The following is a 17,649-nucleotide window of genomic DNA, read 5'->3' on the forward strand; positions in this document are numbered from 1 at the left end:
GATACCGGGCCGACTATACAACATCATGCTGGCGCCTTCATAAAAAAACGCGGGGAAGACCGAAAGCCTCACCCCGCGTTTTGATTCGATGCCGGCAGTGATGCCGGCATGGCGCTGACATTACAGCGAGTAGTACATGTCGAACTCGGCCGGGTGCGTGGTCATGCGCATGCGCTGCACATCCTGCATTTTCAGTTCCAGATAAGCATCGATCATCGAATCGCTGAACACGCCGCCGCGGGTCAGGAACTCGCGGTCCTTGTCCAGCGCGTCCAGGGCTTCTTCCAGCGAAGCGCAGACGGTCGGGATCAGTGCATCTTCTTCAGGCGGCAGATGGTACAGATCTTTCGAGGCGGCTTCGCCCGGATGGATCTTGTTGGCAACACCGTCCAGGCCGGCCATCAGCAGTGCGGCGAAGCACAGGTATGGGTTGGCCAGTGGATCCGGGAAACGTGCTTCGACGCGGCGGCCTTTTGGATTGGCAACGTGCGGAATGCGGATCGAAGCGGAACGGTTTTTCGCCGAGTACGCCAGTTTCACCGGTGCTTCGTAGCCAGGTACCAGGCGTTTGTACGAGTTGGTGCCCGGGTTGGTGATCGCGTTCAGTGCCTTGGCGTGCTTGATGATGCCGCCGATGTAATACAGGGCGAAATCGGACAGGCCGGCATAGCCGTCGCCGGCGAACAGGTTCTTGCCATCTTTCCATACGGACTGGTGCACGTGCATGCCCGAACCGTTGTCGCCAACGATAGGTTTCGGCATGAAGGTGGCGGTCTTGCCATAGCTGTGCGCCACGTTCCAGACCACGTATTTCAGGTTCTGCGTCCAGTCGGCGCGCTCGACCAGGGTCGAGAACTTGGTGCCGATTTCGTTCTGGCCGGCGCCAGCGACTTCATGGTGGTGCACTTCGACCGGGATGCCCAGGGACTCCAGGATCAGGCACATTTCCGAACGCATGTCCTGGAAGCTGTCCACTGGCGGCACCGGGAAGTAGCCGCCCTTGACGGTAGGACGGTGGCCGCTGTTGCCGCCTTCGATGTCCTTGCCGGTCGACCACGAACCTTCGTCCGAACCGATCTTGACGAAGCAACCCGACATGTCGATCTTCCAGCGCACGCTGTCGAAGATGAAGAATTCCGGCTCAGGGCCGAAGTAGGCGGTGTCGCCCATGCCCGACGATTTCAGGTAGGCTTCGGCGCGTTTCGCGATCGAGCGCGGGTCGCGGTCGTAGCCCTTGCCGTCCGACGGCTCGATCACGTCGCACTGCATGAACAGGGTGGTTTCTTCCATGAACGGGTCGATATTGGCGGTGCTTGGATCCGGCAGCAAAATCATGTCGGACGCTTCAATGCCCTTCCAGCCAGCGATCGAGGAGCCGTCGAAGGCGTGACCCGATTCAAATTTGTCCATGTCGAAGTGCGACACCGGAACTGTCACGTGCTGCTCTTTACCACGGGTGTCGGCAAAGCGGAAATCAACGAATTTGACTTCGTTCTCTTCTACCATCTTCAAGACTTCTGCGGCTGTCATTGCCATGCGTATCTCCTAAATGAATGTGGGGTGAGCCGACCTTAGTGCGTCTGGGCTGATGATGCTAAGCAAAGATTGCGTGCCACCAAAACTCACAGGAATCATAGCAGATTCCATGCCAGCTTTTAAGGAGCAAGGGCAGGCAGCGGCAAACACCAGCCGTCCCTGTGCAACTGTCATCAGGCTTATTTTTTAACGTGAATTGCGCTAAATCAAAAATGCACTAAGCAAGTGCGAAAAACAAATAATGCACCAATTTATGGCGTTTACACCGAAAAATCTGAAAATGCCCGATTCTGGTGCGATATGCAGTGTCGTTTGCGGTGCGCGTCCGGCGCACTATAATCATTTCCACCTTTCCCTTACCTGGAGCCTGTCATGAGTACCCCCGCCGACATTCTGACTATTGCCCGCAGCCGTGCCAACGAGGGCACGCCGTATGCCGGCGCCGTGACGCCGCAGGAAGCCTATGAGCTGCTGCAGCTCGATCCTGCCGTCAAGCTGATCGATGTTCGCACCAATGCCGAGCGCGACTGGGTTGGCCGCGCCGATATCGCCGATACCCAGCATGGTGCGGTGCAGTGGGCCACCTATCCGGGCGGCGTACCCAATCCGGAGTTCATGCAGCAGCTGGCCAGCCAGGCCGGCCAGGATGATGTGCTGCTGTTCCTGTGCCGCTCGGGCGTGCGCTCGCGCCATGCGGCCAAGCTGGCCACCGAACACGGCTATGCGAACTGCTACGACATCCTGGAAGGGTTTGAAGGCGACAAGGATGCCGATGGCCACCGCAAGGAACTGGGCGGCTGGTGCAAGGCGGGGCTGCCGTGGCTGGGCGCCTAAGCACAGAGTTTGACATGACAGGGCACGCGCCGGCCTGAGACCGGTTACAGCCATCCATGGCCGCTTGCACCGGCGGCACAGATTCTTCTTGCGAGATAGTACCTTTTATAGTGCAACGTAGAGATGCGTCATCGATGCTTGCGGCTTGCAGCAGATTCATCTGCTGTTCCATGCGAACGGCAATGGCGTCGAACCGGTACGCGAGTGACTCAAGAGCCTGCCCGCACAAGGAAGTGATCGCCTGGCAATTGACGCAGGCGATGCAGGAGCAGTCGCTGTCGAAAACCCGCATGGCGGCCATGCTGCAGACGAGCCGCTCGCAGCTTGACCGCCTGCTCGACCCGACCAGCGACGTGACCCTGTCCACGCTGGAACGGGCCGCCGCGCTGGTCGGGCGCAAGCTGTCGATTACTCTGGCATAGCCTCGGCCGTCTGCTCGCCCAGCAGCGTCAATATCCGCTTGCGCACGAAATTGATATGGCTGCGCAAGCCATATAGCCCATCGGCAAACGACAGCGGGATCGAGATCTGGTTGACCAGCTCCTCGATCTCGTCCAGGCGCTGCAATTGCTCTGCATATACCTGCGCGCGGCGTGCTTCCGGCACCTCCTCCAGCGCCTGCTCCACCGTGCGCAGCTGCCCGTACCAGCGGTACACGCGCGAGCGGATGCGCCACACGTACAGCGGCGGCACGATGCGCGACAGCGGCAAAATCAGGGCGCCCAACGCCACCACCAGCACCCACATGCGGTCGAAGAAATTGGCCAGCCAGAAGCTCATGTAGCGCTGCAGCACCGGCGCGCCATCCTTGTAGAATTTCAGCGCCTCGGGCGCCACCGGAATTTCCGTATAGCGCGCCGACGGAAACTGTCCCTGCTGCTGGAACCAGCCGGTGCCGCCATGAATCGCGGCGGCCGCCTGCACGAACAGGTCGACCAGCGCCGGATGCAGGTCCTCGCGCGCGACCAGCGTGGCGGTCGGCGCGATCAGGTGATAATCCTGTGCCGGAATATTGCGGCCCAGGTCGACAATCCCGCGCGGCAGCACCACATGCGTCAGGAACGGCAGGCGGCGCGTATACGCTTCGGCCTGCGAAAAATCGAACAGCCTGATGCCCGGAGTTTGCAGCAGCATCTGGATCAGCGGCGCTTCCGGCGCCGAACTGAACACGAGGCCATCGATGCGCCCTTCCAGCAGCTCCACCGTGGCCGGCGTATTTTGCAAAGCGCCCACCGTCAGCTCGTTCGGCTCCACGCCATTGACCGACAGCAGCTGGCGAAACAGGCCCGGCACGCCCGTGCCTTCCGGCCCCAGGTTGATCTTCATGCCCTTGAGCTGCGTCAGCTCGGTGACCGCCTTGTCTTCGCGCAGGAACAGCCAGACCGGCTCCGTAAACAGGCTGCCCAGGGAAATGAGGCCATGGCGTTCGGCGTCGGCATGCTCGGTCGAGCCGCTTTGCACAAAGGCGATATCGGTGCTGCCGGCGTTCAGGCGCTGCAGGTTTTCCTGCGAGCCCAGCGACGGTTTCAATGTGACCTTGATGCCGTGTTTCGCCAGCGTGGCGGCGTATTGCTTGCCGAATTCCTCATAGGCGCTGTTGTCCTGCCCGGTCGACAGGCTGACCTGGCGCGGCGGCGCCGGATCGACCAGCCAGTAGGCCAGCGCGCAGACGGCGGCCACCAGCAGCAAGGTGGGACCGGCCGTGGCGAGAAAGTCGCGCACGGAAAAACGGCTGAACGCGAGGATTTTGGACATGTGATGGCGCATGGGTTTCATGGGGGGCTACCATGCCAACAAATGCGCAACTATGCAAGCGCCACCTGCGCTACAGTAGCCCTACCCTCACTCATACGGAGCCACGCATGCTGAAAATTCTCGGAAAAGCCGCCTCGATCAATGTCCGCAAGGTCCTGTGGACCTGCGACGAACTGAACCTGCCGTATGAGCGCGAGGACTGGGGCAGCGGTTTCAGGAGTCCCGACGAGCCGGCCTTCCGCGCGCTCAATCCGAACGCGATGGTGCCGGTACTGCTCGATGGCGAGCTGGTGCTGTGGGAATCGAACACCATCTGCCGCTATCTGTGCGCGAAAGAGGGCCGCGCGGATCTGCTGCCGGCGGCACCACGCGCACGCGCCGAAGTGGAAAAATGGATGGACTGGCAGATGGGAGAACTGAACAATTCGTGGCGCTACGCCTTCATGTCGCTGGTGCGCCAAAGTCCGGCGCACCAGGACGCGGCGCAGCTGGCGGCTGGCGTCGCCAACTGGAACGCGATGATGGGCATCCTGGAACAGCAGCTGCAGCGCACCGGCGCATATGTCTGCGGCGAGCGCTTCACGCTGGCCGATATCGTGCTGGGCCTGTCCGTCAAGCGCTGGCTGATGGCGCCGCTGCAGCACCCCGACTACCCGGCAATCGCCGCCTATCATGCGCGCCTGGCGCACAGGACGGCGGCGTTTGCGGGCTAATTGAGCGACTCTTTGACCGGCAGTTTGTCTGCCGGTTTGTCGGCTTGTTTGACTGGCTGCTTGTCGGCCTGTTTCTCGGCCTGTTTGACAGGCTGCTTCTCTGCCTGCTTGGCCGCCTGCTTGACAGGCGGTTTTTCTGCCTGCTTGGCGGGCTGCTTGACCGGTGGTTTCTCGGCGTGCCTGGCTGGCTGCTTGGCCAGTGGTTTCTCCGCCTGTTTGACTGGCGGCTTGGCCGCCGGTGTAACAGCGGGTACGACCGGCGGTTTGACCACAGCACGCACTGGTGCATCCGGGTCGATCAGCGGCATCAGACTCGGCGCCAGCGAGACCAGCAGCTGCACCGGCAAGGCGCTGGTGAAGTCGTAGTTCTTCGACTCCGGCCCGCGCACATAGGCCGTCATGCTGCCGTAGAAACGCTCGCCGATATTGAACACGAACGTGGCCGAACGGTTCACATAGCGCGACTCGATCAGGCGGCCGCCAGCGCCATACACGTCAAAGCGCTGGTCGCCGGTCCCGGTCTTGCCGCCGACCGGAATCGGCTCGCCGTCGGCGCCGATAAACGCGGTTTTTGCGCGCTTGGCGGTACCGTCCGACACCACCGCGCGGATCGCCCTGGCCACTGCGCGCGCCACGTCCGGCGACAGCACCTGCTCGGCCTTCACATTGGCGGCGCGCTTGACCATGGTGTCATACGGCGTATTGGCGGCGAAATGCATCGAGTCGATGCGCACGCTCGGTTTGCGCACGCCATCGTTGATGATAATGCCCATCAGCTCGGCCAGCGAAGCCGGACGGTCGGCCGACGCGCCCAGCGTGGTGGCGAACGATGGCACCAGCGAGTCGAACGGGTAGCCCATCTTCTTCCACTGGCGGTGGATTTCCAGGAAGCCTTCGACTTCCAGCAGGTCGGCGATGCGGCGGTCCTGCGCATGCTTGCGGTGCGTATTGAACAGCCATTTGTAGACTTCCTGGCGCTGCTTCTCGCTCGCGGTCACCATCTGCGCCAGGGTAGCGCCTTCGTTCTGGCGCAGGAACGCCACCATCCACAGTTCCAGCGGATGCACATTGGCCAGGTAGCCGCGGTCGGCCAGCGACCAGTTTTCCATCGCATACTGGTCGTACATTTTCGCCACGCGCTCGGGCGGTACTTCATTTTGCGACGGCAGGTTGGCGTTCAGGAAGTCGGCAAACTCGGCCTGTGTGCCTTTCGGATTGACGGTGCGGTAGATATTGGCCAGGCGCACCGGCGTCGGCCGGATGCTGGCCAGCAGGACTTTCTCCTGTTCGTCGATGCTCTTGCCACGGTATTTCTGGTAGAAACGGTGCAGGAATTCGCGCCCTTCCTTGTCGGCAAAGCGGCTCAGGTACTGGGCGCGGCGCGGATCGTCCGCATCGGCCAGCAGCGAGGCCGACGAATCGGGGCGCGAGAACATGTAGTAGCGCGCCACGTCGCGCATCAGGCGCACGAACACCAGGTTGGTCGACTGCTGCAAGGCGTGCTGCACCGTCATGATGCGGCTGTCGTCGAGGCGCGAGAAGTTGCCGAAGTGATGCAGGCCGCCACCGGTAAAGAAGCCTTCGCCGGGATTGCCCGAATATTTTCGTTCCATCGCCGCCGCCAGCATGTCCGGCAGGTTGCGCGCTTCGCCCACGGGTTTCGCGGACAGATAGGCGATGCCCCACTGCGTCAGCATGTCCTTCGGATCGACGGCCACCTTCGACAGCTCGGTGGACGACATGGCGCCATAGCGTTTTTGCAACTGGTCGACGATGTCGAGGTAGCTGACCAGCGTGCGCAGCTTGGCGGTGGAACCCAGGTCGAGCTTGGCGCCCTCGTTGATGTCGAGCGGCTGGTCGAAGTTATCGGTCTGCACGCGCAGCAGGTTGGCTTTGTCGCCCTTTTGCAGCAAGGTAAAGCTGTACACCACGTTGGCCGGGTCGCCATTGCCCAGCATGCCCTTGCCCGTCAGGCCGGCCGCTTTCGCCACTTCCGGATCGCGCAATTCGCGCAGCACTTTCGTGACGGCATTTTGCGCCTGCGCGTCGAGCGTGCTGACCACCTTCAAATCAAGACGGTCGAGGTTGTAGAGGCGCGGATCGCCCAGCATGCCTGCCAGGTGATTGCGCACGGCGTTCGAGGCCTTGCGCGTGACAAACGAGGTGGCCGCTTCCGACTGCACGCCGGAGGCCGCCGATGGACGCAATGGCTGGGCCATGGCGGCGTCGCGCAACTGCGGCGTGATCACGCCCGCCTGCGCCAGCAGGCGCAAATGGCTGTTGGTCAGCGCTTCGAGGTCGGCGCCGCCGGCCACCAGGTAGTGCGAGGGACGGCGCTGGGCGATCAGCAGACTCAGTGCCTGCTTGTAGGCCAGCGCACTGCCCGGCTGGTCGAGTTTGGCATTGAGCTGCGCCTTGACCTCGTCAAAATTGCGGCCATACCAGACCCACATGCCGTCGCCGATGCCATTGACTTCGCCAAAACCGCTTTTCGCCGACAGCGGCACGGTGTTCAGGTAATTGAGAACGATCTGGCGCCGCACGGCCATGGTGTTTTCGCCCCCCTGGTACGAGCGCAGGCTGGCCGACAGCATCTGGAACAGCTTGTCCTTCATGGAGCTGGTGCGGCCATCTTCCGAGTGGCGGTATTTTTCGATCTGCGTGGCCAGCGTGCTGCCGCCGCCGCCGCGATGGCCGCCGACCATGTTCAGTCCCTTGTCCAGCACAGCCTTGCTCAGGCGGTCCCACTCGACGGCCGGATTGCGCTCGGGCGTGCCCGGGTCGAGCAATTCGCGGTTTTCGATGAACAGCAGGCTTTGCACCAGCGCCGGCGGCGCTTCGGCAAAGCCGTTGAAGGCGCGCTCTGGGTAGACGGCCGAGAACAGCGGCGCGGCGCGCCAGTCGAGGATGGTCAGGCCGGCGCGGTTTTTCTCGTGATAGGTGGCGAACACGCCCATGTCGGCCAGCTCCACCATCTTGGGCGACATGCGCGCCTGTGCCGTTACCGTATAGTCGCGCGCATTGAGCTTGCCGATGAAATCAGGCAGGCTGGCGTAGCCGAGCCGCTCGTCATACGGACCGTGCTGCGGATAGCGGATTGCGCCGGCCGGACTCGGGCCAGGCTCGACCTTGTACGTCAGCTGGCGGCTCAGGCGGGTAAAAAACTCTGCCTGCAGCGCCGAGGTGCGCACTTCGCGCATCACGAACCAGGCGATGCCGGCGATCAGCGCCAGCACGATCAGCAGGAAGATCGGCCAGACGCGCGAGCGGCGTTTCTTGCGCGGCGCGGCCGGCGGCGCCTCGGCACCTGCCGCGGTTCCCGCATCGGTTCCCGCAGTGGTTTCCGGTTCGGATGGTGGCCGCAGTTGGGCATGGGCCAGGTTGTCGCCTGTGTCTTTCATGGGATGCTGGGGAAAAGTTGAATAATGACGGGGTTGGCGCGGACCAGGCGGCGACGGCAAAGACAGCCGGCGTGCTCTGCGCAAGATAAGACGTTGGCCAGGCGGGGCCGGTAATGATGCTGCTTGCTTGACATGATATCCAGACCGGTAAATCCTACATACGCCGACCGTCAGAACACGCTGACAGCGACGCAAAAGTCCTGCTCACCATTGCACCACATCGGCATGAACAGCACCGGCGAGCGCGCACAAAAATCTTGCTTCAGCGAAGATTTTCGCAAAAAAACAACGACCGGACTGTACGCTTGCATACATAGGTGCAAGGCGAGAGGCAAGACGGCTGCACGCCGGGTCGAAAAACGCCGGGCGCAGCAGGAGGCAAGGTCAGATGGCGTGGTATTCGGCCTGCATGGTGTCCAGCGCGGCGCGCATGTCGGCAAACGCAGCCACGGCTTGTGCCGGCTCGCCTTTCACGCCCAGTTCGATATGGCGGCGCGTCTGCGCGTCGCCCACGCTGGGCAAGCTGAACACCTTGATCTGCGGATACTTTGCTTCAAGTTCCACCATCAGCGGCGTCAGCAGCGACTCGGCCGTTTCATACACGAGCAAGGCGTGTTCCGCATGCGGCACCTGGTTGAACAGGTGCGCATAATGGGTATCGAGCACCCACTCGATCATCGGCCACGACATGACGGGAAAGCCGGGCACGAAATAGTGTTCGCGGATGGCAAAGCCGGCAATCTTGTTGTACGGATTCGGGATCAGCTCGGCGCCCTCGGCAAACTCGGCCATTTTGAGACGGTGCAGGTTTTCCGGCGAATCGAGATCGACCGCCACGCCCGCCTCTGCGCCCATTTCCGTGATGCGCTGCTGGATATTCTGCTTGCCTTGCGGATGCAGCAGCAGCGGCAGGCCCAGCGCGGTGGCGGCTGCCTGGCGCGTATGGTCGTCCGGCGTGGCGCCGATGCCGCCAAAGCACAGCACGATGTCGCCGCTGGCAAAGGTGCGCTTGAGCAAGGCGACGATGCGCTCGGGCTCGTCACCCACATATTCTGCCCAGCTCAGCTGCAAGCCGCGCGCCTTGAGCAGTTGCACCACTTTCGGGAAATGCTGGTCCGTCCGCTTGCCTGACAAAATTTCGTCGCCAATGATGATCAGTCCGATAGCCATGTCTATCCTTGTTCAATTCAGTAAAGTAATAAGTTTTCAGGCGTCGGCCGCCGGCACATCTTTCATGCCGCGCACGCCGCGCAGGGACGACAGCGCCTCCAGGCAGTAATACTGGAACCACAGGCCCGTGAAAATAAAGATCAGCACGTACAGCCAGATGGCGAACGCGGCCAGGAACGGGAAAAACACCACCGACATCACGCCGCCCATCCACAGCATGCCCGGCACGGCGCCGGCCACGCCCGACACCATGCCGATCGCCAGGAGCGGCATGCGCTGCGTCTGCATGATGGTGTGGCGCTCTTCCGCGCTGGCATAGTCGGCCATGGCGTCATAGGCCATCACGCGGTAGGTCATCCAGCCCCACAGCACGGCTTGGCCGACCAGCGCAGCAGGCGGAAACACATGCAGCGGCAGCACCAGCATCACCCAGATGACGATAAACAGCAGGAAGGTGGCCAGCGACGTGCCGACGCTGCCCAGCACGCTGCCGCCATGTTTTTTGTGCAGCTGCGGGAAATGCCGCCCGCCCACGTGCCGGCCGATGGCAGGCATGGCAAGCACGCCCATGAAAATCAGCGCCGTCAGTATCATCAGCGGCAACAGCACGAACATGGCGATCAGCGGCACGATCACGGTTTTCAGCATGCCCAGGCCCAGCGTGGTCAGCACGGCGCTGCTGGTACGGAACCAGTCGTGTTCGGTAAACAGCGCTTGCAGGCTGTCGATCAGCGGTTGCAGGCCGAACCACAGCAAGGTGCCCCACAGTACCAGCGACAGCAGGAAAGGCAGCACGCTCAGCAGCAGCATCTTGCCGTGCAGCTGGGACAGCAGCGCGCGGCCATAGGAATTGATTACATTGCGCATCAGCGCCCTTTCTCGATATCTGAAACAAACGGTGCGAGGCGCGATGATAGCAATAATCGGCGACGCCCTGATGACATATTACCCGGCAGCATGGTCAACTGCGCACAGCCGCGCTGCCGTGGCGCATTCGTGGCCCATGCTCTACAATCTGTAGCTTTTATCGTCCCTACAAGGAATATCATGTCCATCACCACTACCGCCTCCGGCCTGCAATACACCGACACCGTGATCGGCGAAGGCGCCGAAGCCCAAGCCGGCAACAATGTTGTCGTGCATTACACGGGCTGGCTGCAAAACGACGACGGCAGCGCCGGTTCGAAATTCGATTCCAGCAAGGACCGCAACGACCCATTCGAGTTCCCGCTCGGCGCCGGCCGCGTGATTCAGGGCTGGGACGAAGGCGTGCAAGGCATGAAAGTCGGCGGCAAGCGCCAGCTGATCATCCCGGCAGCACTGGGCTATGGCGCACGCGGCGCCGGCGGCGTGATTCCACCGAACGCCACCCTGATTTTCGACGTCGAACTGCTGGGCGTGTAATCACTCCCCTCTGCCCTGCCCCGCGCCGCCCTGATGGGCGGCGTTTTTTTGAGTGTCTCCTCTAATGCGCCGCGCGCTTTTTTCACTATGATGTCAGGCACCGCGGCAGGCACGGTGGCCACTCCGCCGCACCTGCCGCCTTCCCGTCACAGTGATCCATCCAGCATTGAGGAGCCAATATGAGTTTACAAGAGCAATTCGACCAAGCACAGCTCGATTCCAAGACCCTGTCCGAACGCCCGGACAACATGACCTTGCTGAAAATCTACGCACTGTTCAAGCAGGCCTCCAGTGGCGACGCCACCGGCGAGCGTCCTGGCATGACCGATTTCGTCGGCCGCGCCAAGTTCGACGCCTGGGCCGCGCTGGCCGGCACCTCGAAAGAAGAGGCGCAGCAGCAATATATCGATCTGATCGACGATCTGAAGGACTGATCAGTCCGTTTTGGCACAAAGAAGGCCAAAACTGCTGAAAAACTCTCGAATAACCACCGGAACAGGCGGTTAACGCAAAAGTGGCTACCAAATCGGTAGCCACTTTTTTATTGTTCAAATACTTACTTTTTCGCTGCCGCCAGCGCCTGCGCAATCCAGCCGTCGAATTCCCGCTGGTGGAACTTGATCCAGCCGGCCGTATGGCGGGCGATATCGGCTTGCGTATTTTCGCCGCCACGCATGCGCTCGTTCTGCGCATTGATGTCGGCGATCGGCAGCCGCATCACTTCAAACAGTTTCAAGGCCGCCGGGTTCTTGCCGGCCCATTCGCGGTTGACCACGATGCGCGTGGTATTGACGGCAAAACCATAGTCGTTGCCATCGTCGAGGCGGGTATTGACCTTGTCGGGAGTGGACGAGAACGGCACCTTCAGCCACACCACATCCTTGCCCGGCACCAGCACGCCGCTGACCCAGTACGGTGTCCACGTGTAGTACAGGATCGGTTCGCCACGCTTGTAGCGGCCGATGGTGTCGGCGATCAGCGCCGAATAGCTGCCCTGCACATGCTGCACGGTGTCGCGCAGCTTGTAGGCGTCCATATGGTTTTCGATCATCGCCTCGCAGCCCCAGCCGGGGTTGCAACCGGTCAGGTCGGCCTTGCCGTCGCCGTCATGGTCGAACAGCCTGGCCAGGGTCGGATCGCGCAGCTGGTCGATATTGGTGATGTTGTACTTCTCGGCCGTCGCCTTGTCGATCAGATAGCCCTGCGCCGCCGGCCCTGCATACTGGCCCACGCGCATCAGCTTGGCGTCGCCGCCCGCATTGTCGTAATAGTCCTTGTGCAGCGGGTCCCAGTGCACGGCCAGGAAGGTGGCGTCGCCATTGGCAATCGCGATGTGCGCGGTCGGATACTCCACTTCCTTGATCGGCTGCATCTCGTAGCCGAGCTTTTCCAGCGCGCGCTCGACCAGCATGGTCTGGAAGGTTTCTTCCGCGATCGAGCTTTGCAGCGCCTGCACCTTGATGCCCTTGCCGGGCAGCGATGCGTCAGGCGTTTGCGCCATCGCCAGGCTGGTGCTCAGCGCCAGCGCGGCAATGCCGAGAAACGACAGCCACTGGAACTTGCGTTGCGATTTACGTGTGACTTTAAAATGTTCAACTTGATGCATAGAAATCCTTTCTTGTTATTGTGCGGTGGCCAGCGTGGCCGGCGCGGCGTCTTTCGCCTGCGCTGCATTGCCGCGTACCAGCCGCATCACGAAACCGGCCGGACCGGTCTGGTACCAGTGGCGCACGCCGCGGCGCGGCTGGCCCATGGCCTGCGTCAGGCGGTCCAGCGTGATGGCCAGCAGCACGATGCCCAGGCCGCCGACGGTCGCCAGGCCCATGTCCAGGCGGCCGATGCCGCGCAATACCATCTGGCCCAGGCCACCGACGGCGATCATCGAGGCGATGACCACCATCGACAGCGACAGCATCAGCGACTGGTTGATGCCGGCCATGATGTTCGGCATGGCCAGCGGGAACTGCACGCGGGTCAGCAGCTGCCACGGCGAGGCGCCATAGGCGCGCGCCGCTTCGATCAGGTCCGGACGCACCTGGCGGATGCCGAGGTTGGTCAGGCGCACCAGCGGCGGCAAGGCGAAGATGATGGTGACGATCACGCCCGGCGCATTGCCGATACCAAACAGCATCACTACCGGCACCAGGTACACAAAAGCGGGCGTGGTCTGCATGGCGTCCAGCAGCGGGCGCAGGATGTTTTGCGCACGGTCGCTGCTGGCCAGGAAGATCCCCAGCGGCAAACCGATAATCATGCAGAACACCAGCGAGGTCAGCACCAGCGACAGGGTGATCATCGCTTCCGGCCAGATGCCCAGCATAGACACGATCAGCAGCGACACCACGGTGCCGATCGCCAGCGCGCGGCTGGTAAATTGCCATGCCAGCAGGCCGATAATGGCGATCACCGTCAGCGACGGCGCGGCCAGCAGCACATCGCTCACGCCGGTCAGGGTGGCGTCGATCGGCGCGCGCACGGCCTGGAAAAACGGACGGAAATTGGCGACCACCCAGCCCAGGCCCTGGTTGATCCAGGCTTCCAGCGGCAGCGAGCCGTCAAACAGCTGCGTCAGGTGAAAGCCGCTCGCGTGTTCGGGCGTGGCGGTGGCGCCGGCGGCGTCCAGCCACGAGGTGTCGGTCGGCGCGGAGGGCAGCCAGGGATTGATCTGGGCGGCGTGTTCAACGACCGGCTCGGCGGCAGTAACGGTATCTGGATTCATGCTTGTCCTTTCTGTAATTGTGGCTCGGCAATGGCTGGCGTATCGCGGTCGAGGAACTTCAGCAAGGTAGTCTTGCTGATGGCGCCGCGGAAGCTGCCGTCATTGGCCACCACCGGCACGGCGTACGGCAGCTGCGCCACCTGGCCGAACAGGCCGGCGACGGGCTCGTCCGCATCGATGGTCTGCACTTCGGGCAAATAAGCGTGCGCCAGGCCCAGCGGTCCGACATGGCCGTCGAGCGCGTTGCGCAGCGAATCGGCCGAGACCACGCCGAGGAACTTGCGCTGCGGACTGACTACATAGGCATACGCGCGATCCTGCTCTTCCAGCATCGACAGCGCCGCGCGCGAACCACGGGTGGGCGACTCCGACACCACGATCTGGCTCTTGCGGGCGATATCGCTGGCCTTGAAGACGGCCGCCGCATCGACGCCGCGCACGAAGTTGCGCACGTAGTCGTTGGCCGGTTTGCGCAGGATTTCTTCCGGCGTGCCCACTTGCACCACATGGCCGTCTTTCATGATGGCGATGCGGTCGCCGATGCGCATCGCTTCATCGAGATCGTGCGAAATGAAGACGATGGTGCGGCGCTTGATCTGTTGCAATCGCAGCAGTTCCGACTGCATTTCCGTGCGCATGATTGGATCGAGCGCGGAAAACGCCTCGTCCATCAGCAGGATAGCCGGATCGCAGGCCAGCGCGCGGGCCAGGCCCACGCGCTGCTGCATGCCGCCCGACAGTTCGTCGGGGTAGCTGGCGCCGTAGCCGGCCAGTCCCACCTGCTCCAGTGCTTCCAGCGCCAGCGCATGGCGTTCGGCTTTTGGCATGCCGGCCAGTTCCATGCCGAAGGCGGTATTGTCGAGCACGGTAATCTGCGGCAGCAGCGCGAACGACTGGAACACCATGCTGATGTCCTTGCGGCGCAAGGCGCGCAGCTGCTTGTCGGGCAAGGTATTGATGTCATTGCCGTCGATTATGATACGGCCGTCGGTCGGCTCGATCAGGCGGTTGAGCATGCGCACCAAGGTCGACTTGCCCGAACCGGACAGGCCCATGATGACGAAAATCTCGCCCGCTTCGATGGTAAAGGTGGCGTCGAACACGCCGATGGTGCAGTCGGTCTGCGCCAGGATGTCCTGCTTGCTGGCGCCCTGGCGGACGAGTTCAAGTGCTTCTTGCGGCTGGTCGCCGAACACTTTGAATACATGGTCGATAATGATTTGTTTTGCCACGTTGTGGTTCTCCCTCGATTTGACGAATGGATTGAAACCCGGCAGGCCACTAGCCTGCGGCGGGAATCAGCAAAGCTTTTGCCGTCGGCTGACCACCGGCGCGGCAAGCGCACGGGAGCGACTGGAAAAGGGGTGGCACGCGTGTGACCGGTGAAGGCGCTAGCCAGGCCGGGGTGCCGTCTGCGCGTCAAAAGAGGCTGGGATTCAGGACTTTTAACGACGCGGGCGCCATGCAAATACATGGCACCAAATGTATTTGACCAAAAAATATGGATCAAATTCTTGCTTGATATGGGCTTAACTACGGCTCAAGTACGGGCGCAAGGCCCAAGGATTGTTTTACTACCGAACCAGCGTCGCTGGCTGCAAAGCAGAGGATGCAACAGAGGGTGATGCAGGAGATAGCTGTTGTAAATATGCGTCAAGTATAACGCAAAAAGATGCAAAAGTCCAATAGCTTTCCAAATTGAAATATGCTAGCAATGTTCGCCAGCACACATAAGCGGCTTAAAGTCGCAGGGAAATGCGGGTAAAACTGGCGGCCAGAAGACTGTCCGCCGGGCAATGACTATGCTGTCCTTACCACTAAAAACGACGTCGAGCAAGCGCTCGGCGAACGCTTATGCCGGCTCGGTAAATACCTTGCGCATCTTGTCGGCGATCTTGCTTTCGATCATGGGCGCAAACGCGCTGAGCATGAAGCCCAGCTTCAGGTTCAGCTGGGCCTGGTCCTTCTCCAGCGTCAGCGAACCGTCCACGCCGCTGCGCTCGAAGCGCAGCACATCGCCATCCCAGGCGCAGGCCAGGTCATATTCCTGGGCCAGCTTGTCGGCCACCTGCTGTGCCGCCGCGCGGGCTTTTTCCGCTGTCAGCTTATGTTGCTGAACTATATTTATATCCGCCATCAAAACCTTCCTTTTCATCAAAACGGGTGTTGCACTAGCTGCCATGATACCAGCCGCCGATTTCCCTCACCCATTTGCGCCGCGTCAAACCAGCACCACCGACACAGGCCGACTATTTCAGTTTCAGTCGTCCCGTCGTGGAGAACCATCATGGACCAGAAAGTCATCGTGCCCGTCGAAGCCGTGCTCACCAAATGCGTCGCGCTGCCGGTCGGCTATGTCCCCACCCCCTCGGCGCCGTATCGCGAGCACCGCAAGCATGCGCAGCTGACCTTGCAGCCAGGCACGCCGCGCCTGAGCAGCGCACCGGCGCGCAAGACGGCCGCCATCCCCGTCGGTTCGCGCGTGCTGATATGGAAACAGGACCCGTCCGTCAGCGAACTGGGCACGCGCAAGGCTTTCCTGCCGGGCCTGATCGTGCAAGGTCCGCGCGATGCGCGCATTACCTTTGGCGAGCCGGGCATCGCGCAAGTCAGCCCGAACGCGTTTGGCGACTTCATCGTCTCGCCCAATACCGACCAGTTCGACGCCGTGCACACCTTTGCCATCGTGCGCATGACGCTGACCATGTTCCAGCGCGCGCTGGCCGTCGACGGCACGGCGGCGCCACTGCCATGGCAATGGAACAGCGCCAGCAACACCAAACCACTGCGCGTCTATCCGCATGGCTTGCCCAATGTCATGAACGCCTATTACAGCCGCAGCGACCAGGCCCTGAAATTCGGCGACTTCATCCCCAGCGGCGCCACCGAACGCGTCTACACCTGCCGCTCGCTCGATATCGTGGCCCATGAAACGGGACACGCCATCCTTGACGGGCTGAAACCGAACTGGCTACTCAGCAACAATCCGCCGCAAACGGGCGGCCTGCACGAGTCGTTCGGCGACCTGACTGCCATCTTCCTGGCGCTGTCCCAGCTGGACCAGGTCGAAGCGGTGATCGCACAGACCAAGGCCGACCTGCACGACAAGACCTTTCTGGCCGACATGGCCGAGCAGTTCGGACTGGCCCTGGGCCGGCCCAATGGCTTGCGCAATGCCGACAACGACATCAAGCTGTCGCAGGCCGGCACGGAAGTGCATGCCATCTCGCAAGTGTTTACGGGCGCCATCTACGACATCCTGGCCGACATCTTCGACCATGAACGCAGTCCGCAGCTGGAAGACGACGCGGCGGTGCTGCTGCGCTGCGGCGACTACCTGTGCAGCCTGGTGCTGCGCGCGCTGCTGGCCGCACCTGCCCGTGCGGCCACCTATGCCGACGTGGCCAATCACATGCTGGCGCTGGCCCAGGCCGATGGCAGAACGGCGTATCTGGAGTTCATCCGCAACAGCTTCATCGTGCGCGAGGTGCTGCGCACACAAGCTGACGGCCACGGCGAAGGGGATGGCGCGCCGGCATGGGCGGCCGATGCGGTGGATGACGAGGACGCCGTGCAGGACCGCCGCGCCTGCTGCGGTACCATGAACCACGCCGAGTACAGCGAATCGGACCAGCTCTTCGATGCAGAGCGCGAAGCGCTGGCGGCCTGGTGCCGCGACTACGCTCCCCGTCACGACTGAGCAGGCAGCCCCATCCATCAACCATAGGGAACCCCATGAAAATTTCGGCAACCAGCAGCGGCGGCTTTGCCGGCCTGCGCGAGCACTACGAGATCGACACCGAGGCCCATCCGGCCGGCCACGCACTCGAAGCGGCGCTGGCTGGCTGCGGCTTTTTCAGCCAGGAGCCGGGCGACGCCGCCGCGGGCGACGACGCACCGGTGGGCGCCGATATCCCGCAGTGGCGCATCACCGTCGACGCGCCCGATGCGCGCCGCACGCTGACCTTTGCCGACGATGGCGGCGCGCACGCGGCACGCTGGCAACCCCTGGTGGCGAAGATCCGCGCCAGCGCCTGACATTCACGGCAATCATTGACCTTCATAAAGTGCAGGCACAATGGGTGTGGTTTTTTTGCCCATCGTTGCCGGCCAGGTC

Annotated in this window: 16 protein-coding genes; 7 read left to right on the forward strand and 9 right to left on the reverse strand. The window is 62.1% G+C overall.

Annotated features, from left to right (window positions below):
• Positions 1-120: 120 nt before the first annotated feature.
• Entirely contained in the window at positions 121-1,536 is a 1,416-nt protein-coding gene (gene glnA / locus RTQ46_RS14660; RefSeq protein ID WP_065307351.1) for a type I glutamate--ammonia ligase, read from the reverse strand.
• Between the two features lie 372 nt (positions 1,537-1,908).
• Between glnA and RTQ46_RS14665 the strand changes: the two genes are divergently transcribed.
• Positions 1,909-2,370, forward strand: a complete 462-nt coding sequence (locus tag RTQ46_RS14665) for a rhodanese-like domain-containing protein (protein ID WP_312437640.1) — start codon at positions 1,909-1,911, stop codon at positions 2,368-2,370.
• Positions 2,371-2,552: 182 nt separating this feature from the next.
• Positions 2,553-2,792 (forward strand): Fis family transcriptional regulator, encoded by a 240-nt coding sequence (locus RTQ46_RS14670; protein WP_312437642.1) that lies wholly within the window; start codon positions 2,553-2,555, stop codon positions 2,790-2,792.
• Here RTQ46_RS14670 and RTQ46_RS14675 read toward each other — a convergent pair.
• Positions 2,779-4,125, reverse strand: a complete 1,347-nt coding sequence (locus RTQ46_RS14675; protein ID WP_312437644.1) for a TAXI family TRAP transporter solute-binding subunit — start codon at positions 4,123-4,125, stop codon at positions 2,779-2,781. The genes RTQ46_RS14670 and RTQ46_RS14675 overlap by 14 nt on opposite strands.
• A gap of 107 nt (positions 4,126-4,232) precedes the next feature.
• On the opposite strand from RTQ46_RS14675, the gene RTQ46_RS14680 reads away from it, so the two are divergent.
• Positions 4,233-4,838: a glutathione S-transferase gene (locus RTQ46_RS14680; protein WP_312437646.1), complete on the forward strand. Its 606-nt coding sequence runs from the start codon at positions 4,233-4,235 to the stop codon at positions 4,836-4,838.
• Here RTQ46_RS14680 and RTQ46_RS14685 read toward each other — a convergent pair.
• The 3 genes from RTQ46_RS14685 to RTQ46_RS14695 all read right to left on the reverse strand — a co-directional run bounded on the left by RTQ46_RS14685 (position 4,835) and on the right by RTQ46_RS14695 (position 10,276).
• Entirely contained in the window at positions 4,835-8,239 is a 3,405-nt protein-coding gene (locus RTQ46_RS14685) for a transglycosylase domain-containing protein (RefSeq protein ID WP_312437648.1), read from the reverse strand. The genes RTQ46_RS14680 and RTQ46_RS14685 overlap by 4 nt on opposite strands.
• A 384-nt stretch (positions 8,240-8,623) precedes the next feature.
• On the reverse strand, positions 8,624-9,409 hold the full coding sequence (locus RTQ46_RS14690) for a molybdopterin-binding protein (protein ID WP_312437650.1): 786 nt from the start codon (positions 9,407-9,409) through the stop codon (positions 8,624-8,626).
• A gap of 36 nt (positions 9,410-9,445) precedes the next feature.
• Positions 9,446-10,276, reverse strand: a complete 831-nt coding sequence (locus tag RTQ46_RS14695; protein WP_312437652.1) for an EI24 domain-containing protein — start codon at positions 10,274-10,276, stop codon at positions 9,446-9,448.
• A gap of 180 nt (positions 10,277-10,456) precedes the next feature.
• Here RTQ46_RS14695 and RTQ46_RS14700 point away from each other — a divergent pair, with 180 nt between their 5' ends.
• Together RTQ46_RS14700 and RTQ46_RS14705 are read left to right on the forward strand one after the other, a co-directional pair.
• Positions 10,457-10,813, forward strand: coding sequence for an FKBP-type peptidyl-prolyl cis-trans isomerase (locus RTQ46_RS14700; protein WP_312437654.1), 357 nt, complete (start codon positions 10,457-10,459; stop codon positions 10,811-10,813).
• 179 nt (positions 10,814-10,992) lie between these two features.
• The gene (locus RTQ46_RS14705) at positions 10,993-11,247 is read left to right on the forward strand and encodes an acyl-CoA-binding protein (RefSeq protein ID WP_312437657.1); all 255 of its coding nucleotides are present in this window, start codon (positions 10,993-10,995) and stop codon (positions 11,245-11,247) included.
• A gap of 122 nt (positions 11,248-11,369) precedes the next feature.
• Here the strand turns inward: RTQ46_RS14705 and proX are convergent, their stop codons facing one another.
• From proX to RTQ46_RS14725, 4 genes are all read right to left on the reverse strand, one after another.
• A complete protein-coding gene (gene proX / locus RTQ46_RS14710) occupies positions 11,370-12,419 on the reverse strand; it encodes a glycine betaine/L-proline ABC transporter substrate-binding protein ProX (RefSeq protein WP_312437658.1) in 1,050 nt (349 codons plus the stop codon).
• A gap of 15 nt (positions 12,420-12,434) precedes the next feature.
• On the reverse strand, positions 12,435-13,532 hold the full coding sequence (gene proW, locus RTQ46_RS14715) for a glycine betaine/L-proline ABC transporter permease ProW (RefSeq protein ID WP_312437660.1): 1,098 nt from the start codon (positions 13,530-13,532) through the stop codon (positions 12,435-12,437).
• A complete protein-coding gene (proV, locus tag RTQ46_RS14720) occupies positions 13,529-14,764 on the reverse strand; it encodes a glycine betaine/L-proline ABC transporter ATP-binding protein ProV (protein WP_312437662.1) in 1,236 nt (411 codons plus the stop codon). The genes proW and proV overlap by 4 nt, the downstream gene beginning before the upstream one ends.
• A gap of 620 nt (positions 14,765-15,384) precedes the next feature.
• Complete coding sequence (locus RTQ46_RS14725; RefSeq protein ID WP_312437666.1) at positions 15,385-15,669, reverse strand: polyhydroxyalkanoic acid system family protein; 285 nt, start codon at positions 15,667-15,669, stop codon at positions 15,385-15,387.
• Positions 15,670-15,819: 150 nt separating this feature from the next.
• Here RTQ46_RS14725 and RTQ46_RS14730 point away from each other — a divergent pair, with 150 nt between their 5' ends.
• The gene (locus RTQ46_RS14730) at positions 15,820-17,232 is read left to right on the forward strand and encodes a hypothetical protein (RefSeq protein ID WP_312437668.1); all 1,413 of its coding nucleotides are present in this window, start codon (positions 15,820-15,822) and stop codon (positions 17,230-17,232) included.
• 35 nt (positions 17,233-17,267) lie between these two features.
• Positions 17,268-17,570 (forward strand): protealysin inhibitor emfourin, encoded by a 303-nt coding sequence (locus tag RTQ46_RS14735; protein WP_312437669.1) that lies wholly within the window; start codon positions 17,268-17,270, stop codon positions 17,568-17,570.
• Positions 17,571-17,649: the final 79 nt, after the last annotated feature.

This window comes from Janthinobacterium sp. (assembly GCF_031995485.1).
Classification (GTDB): Bacteria; Pseudomonadota; Gammaproteobacteria; order Burkholderiales; family Burkholderiaceae_D; genus Janthinobacterium.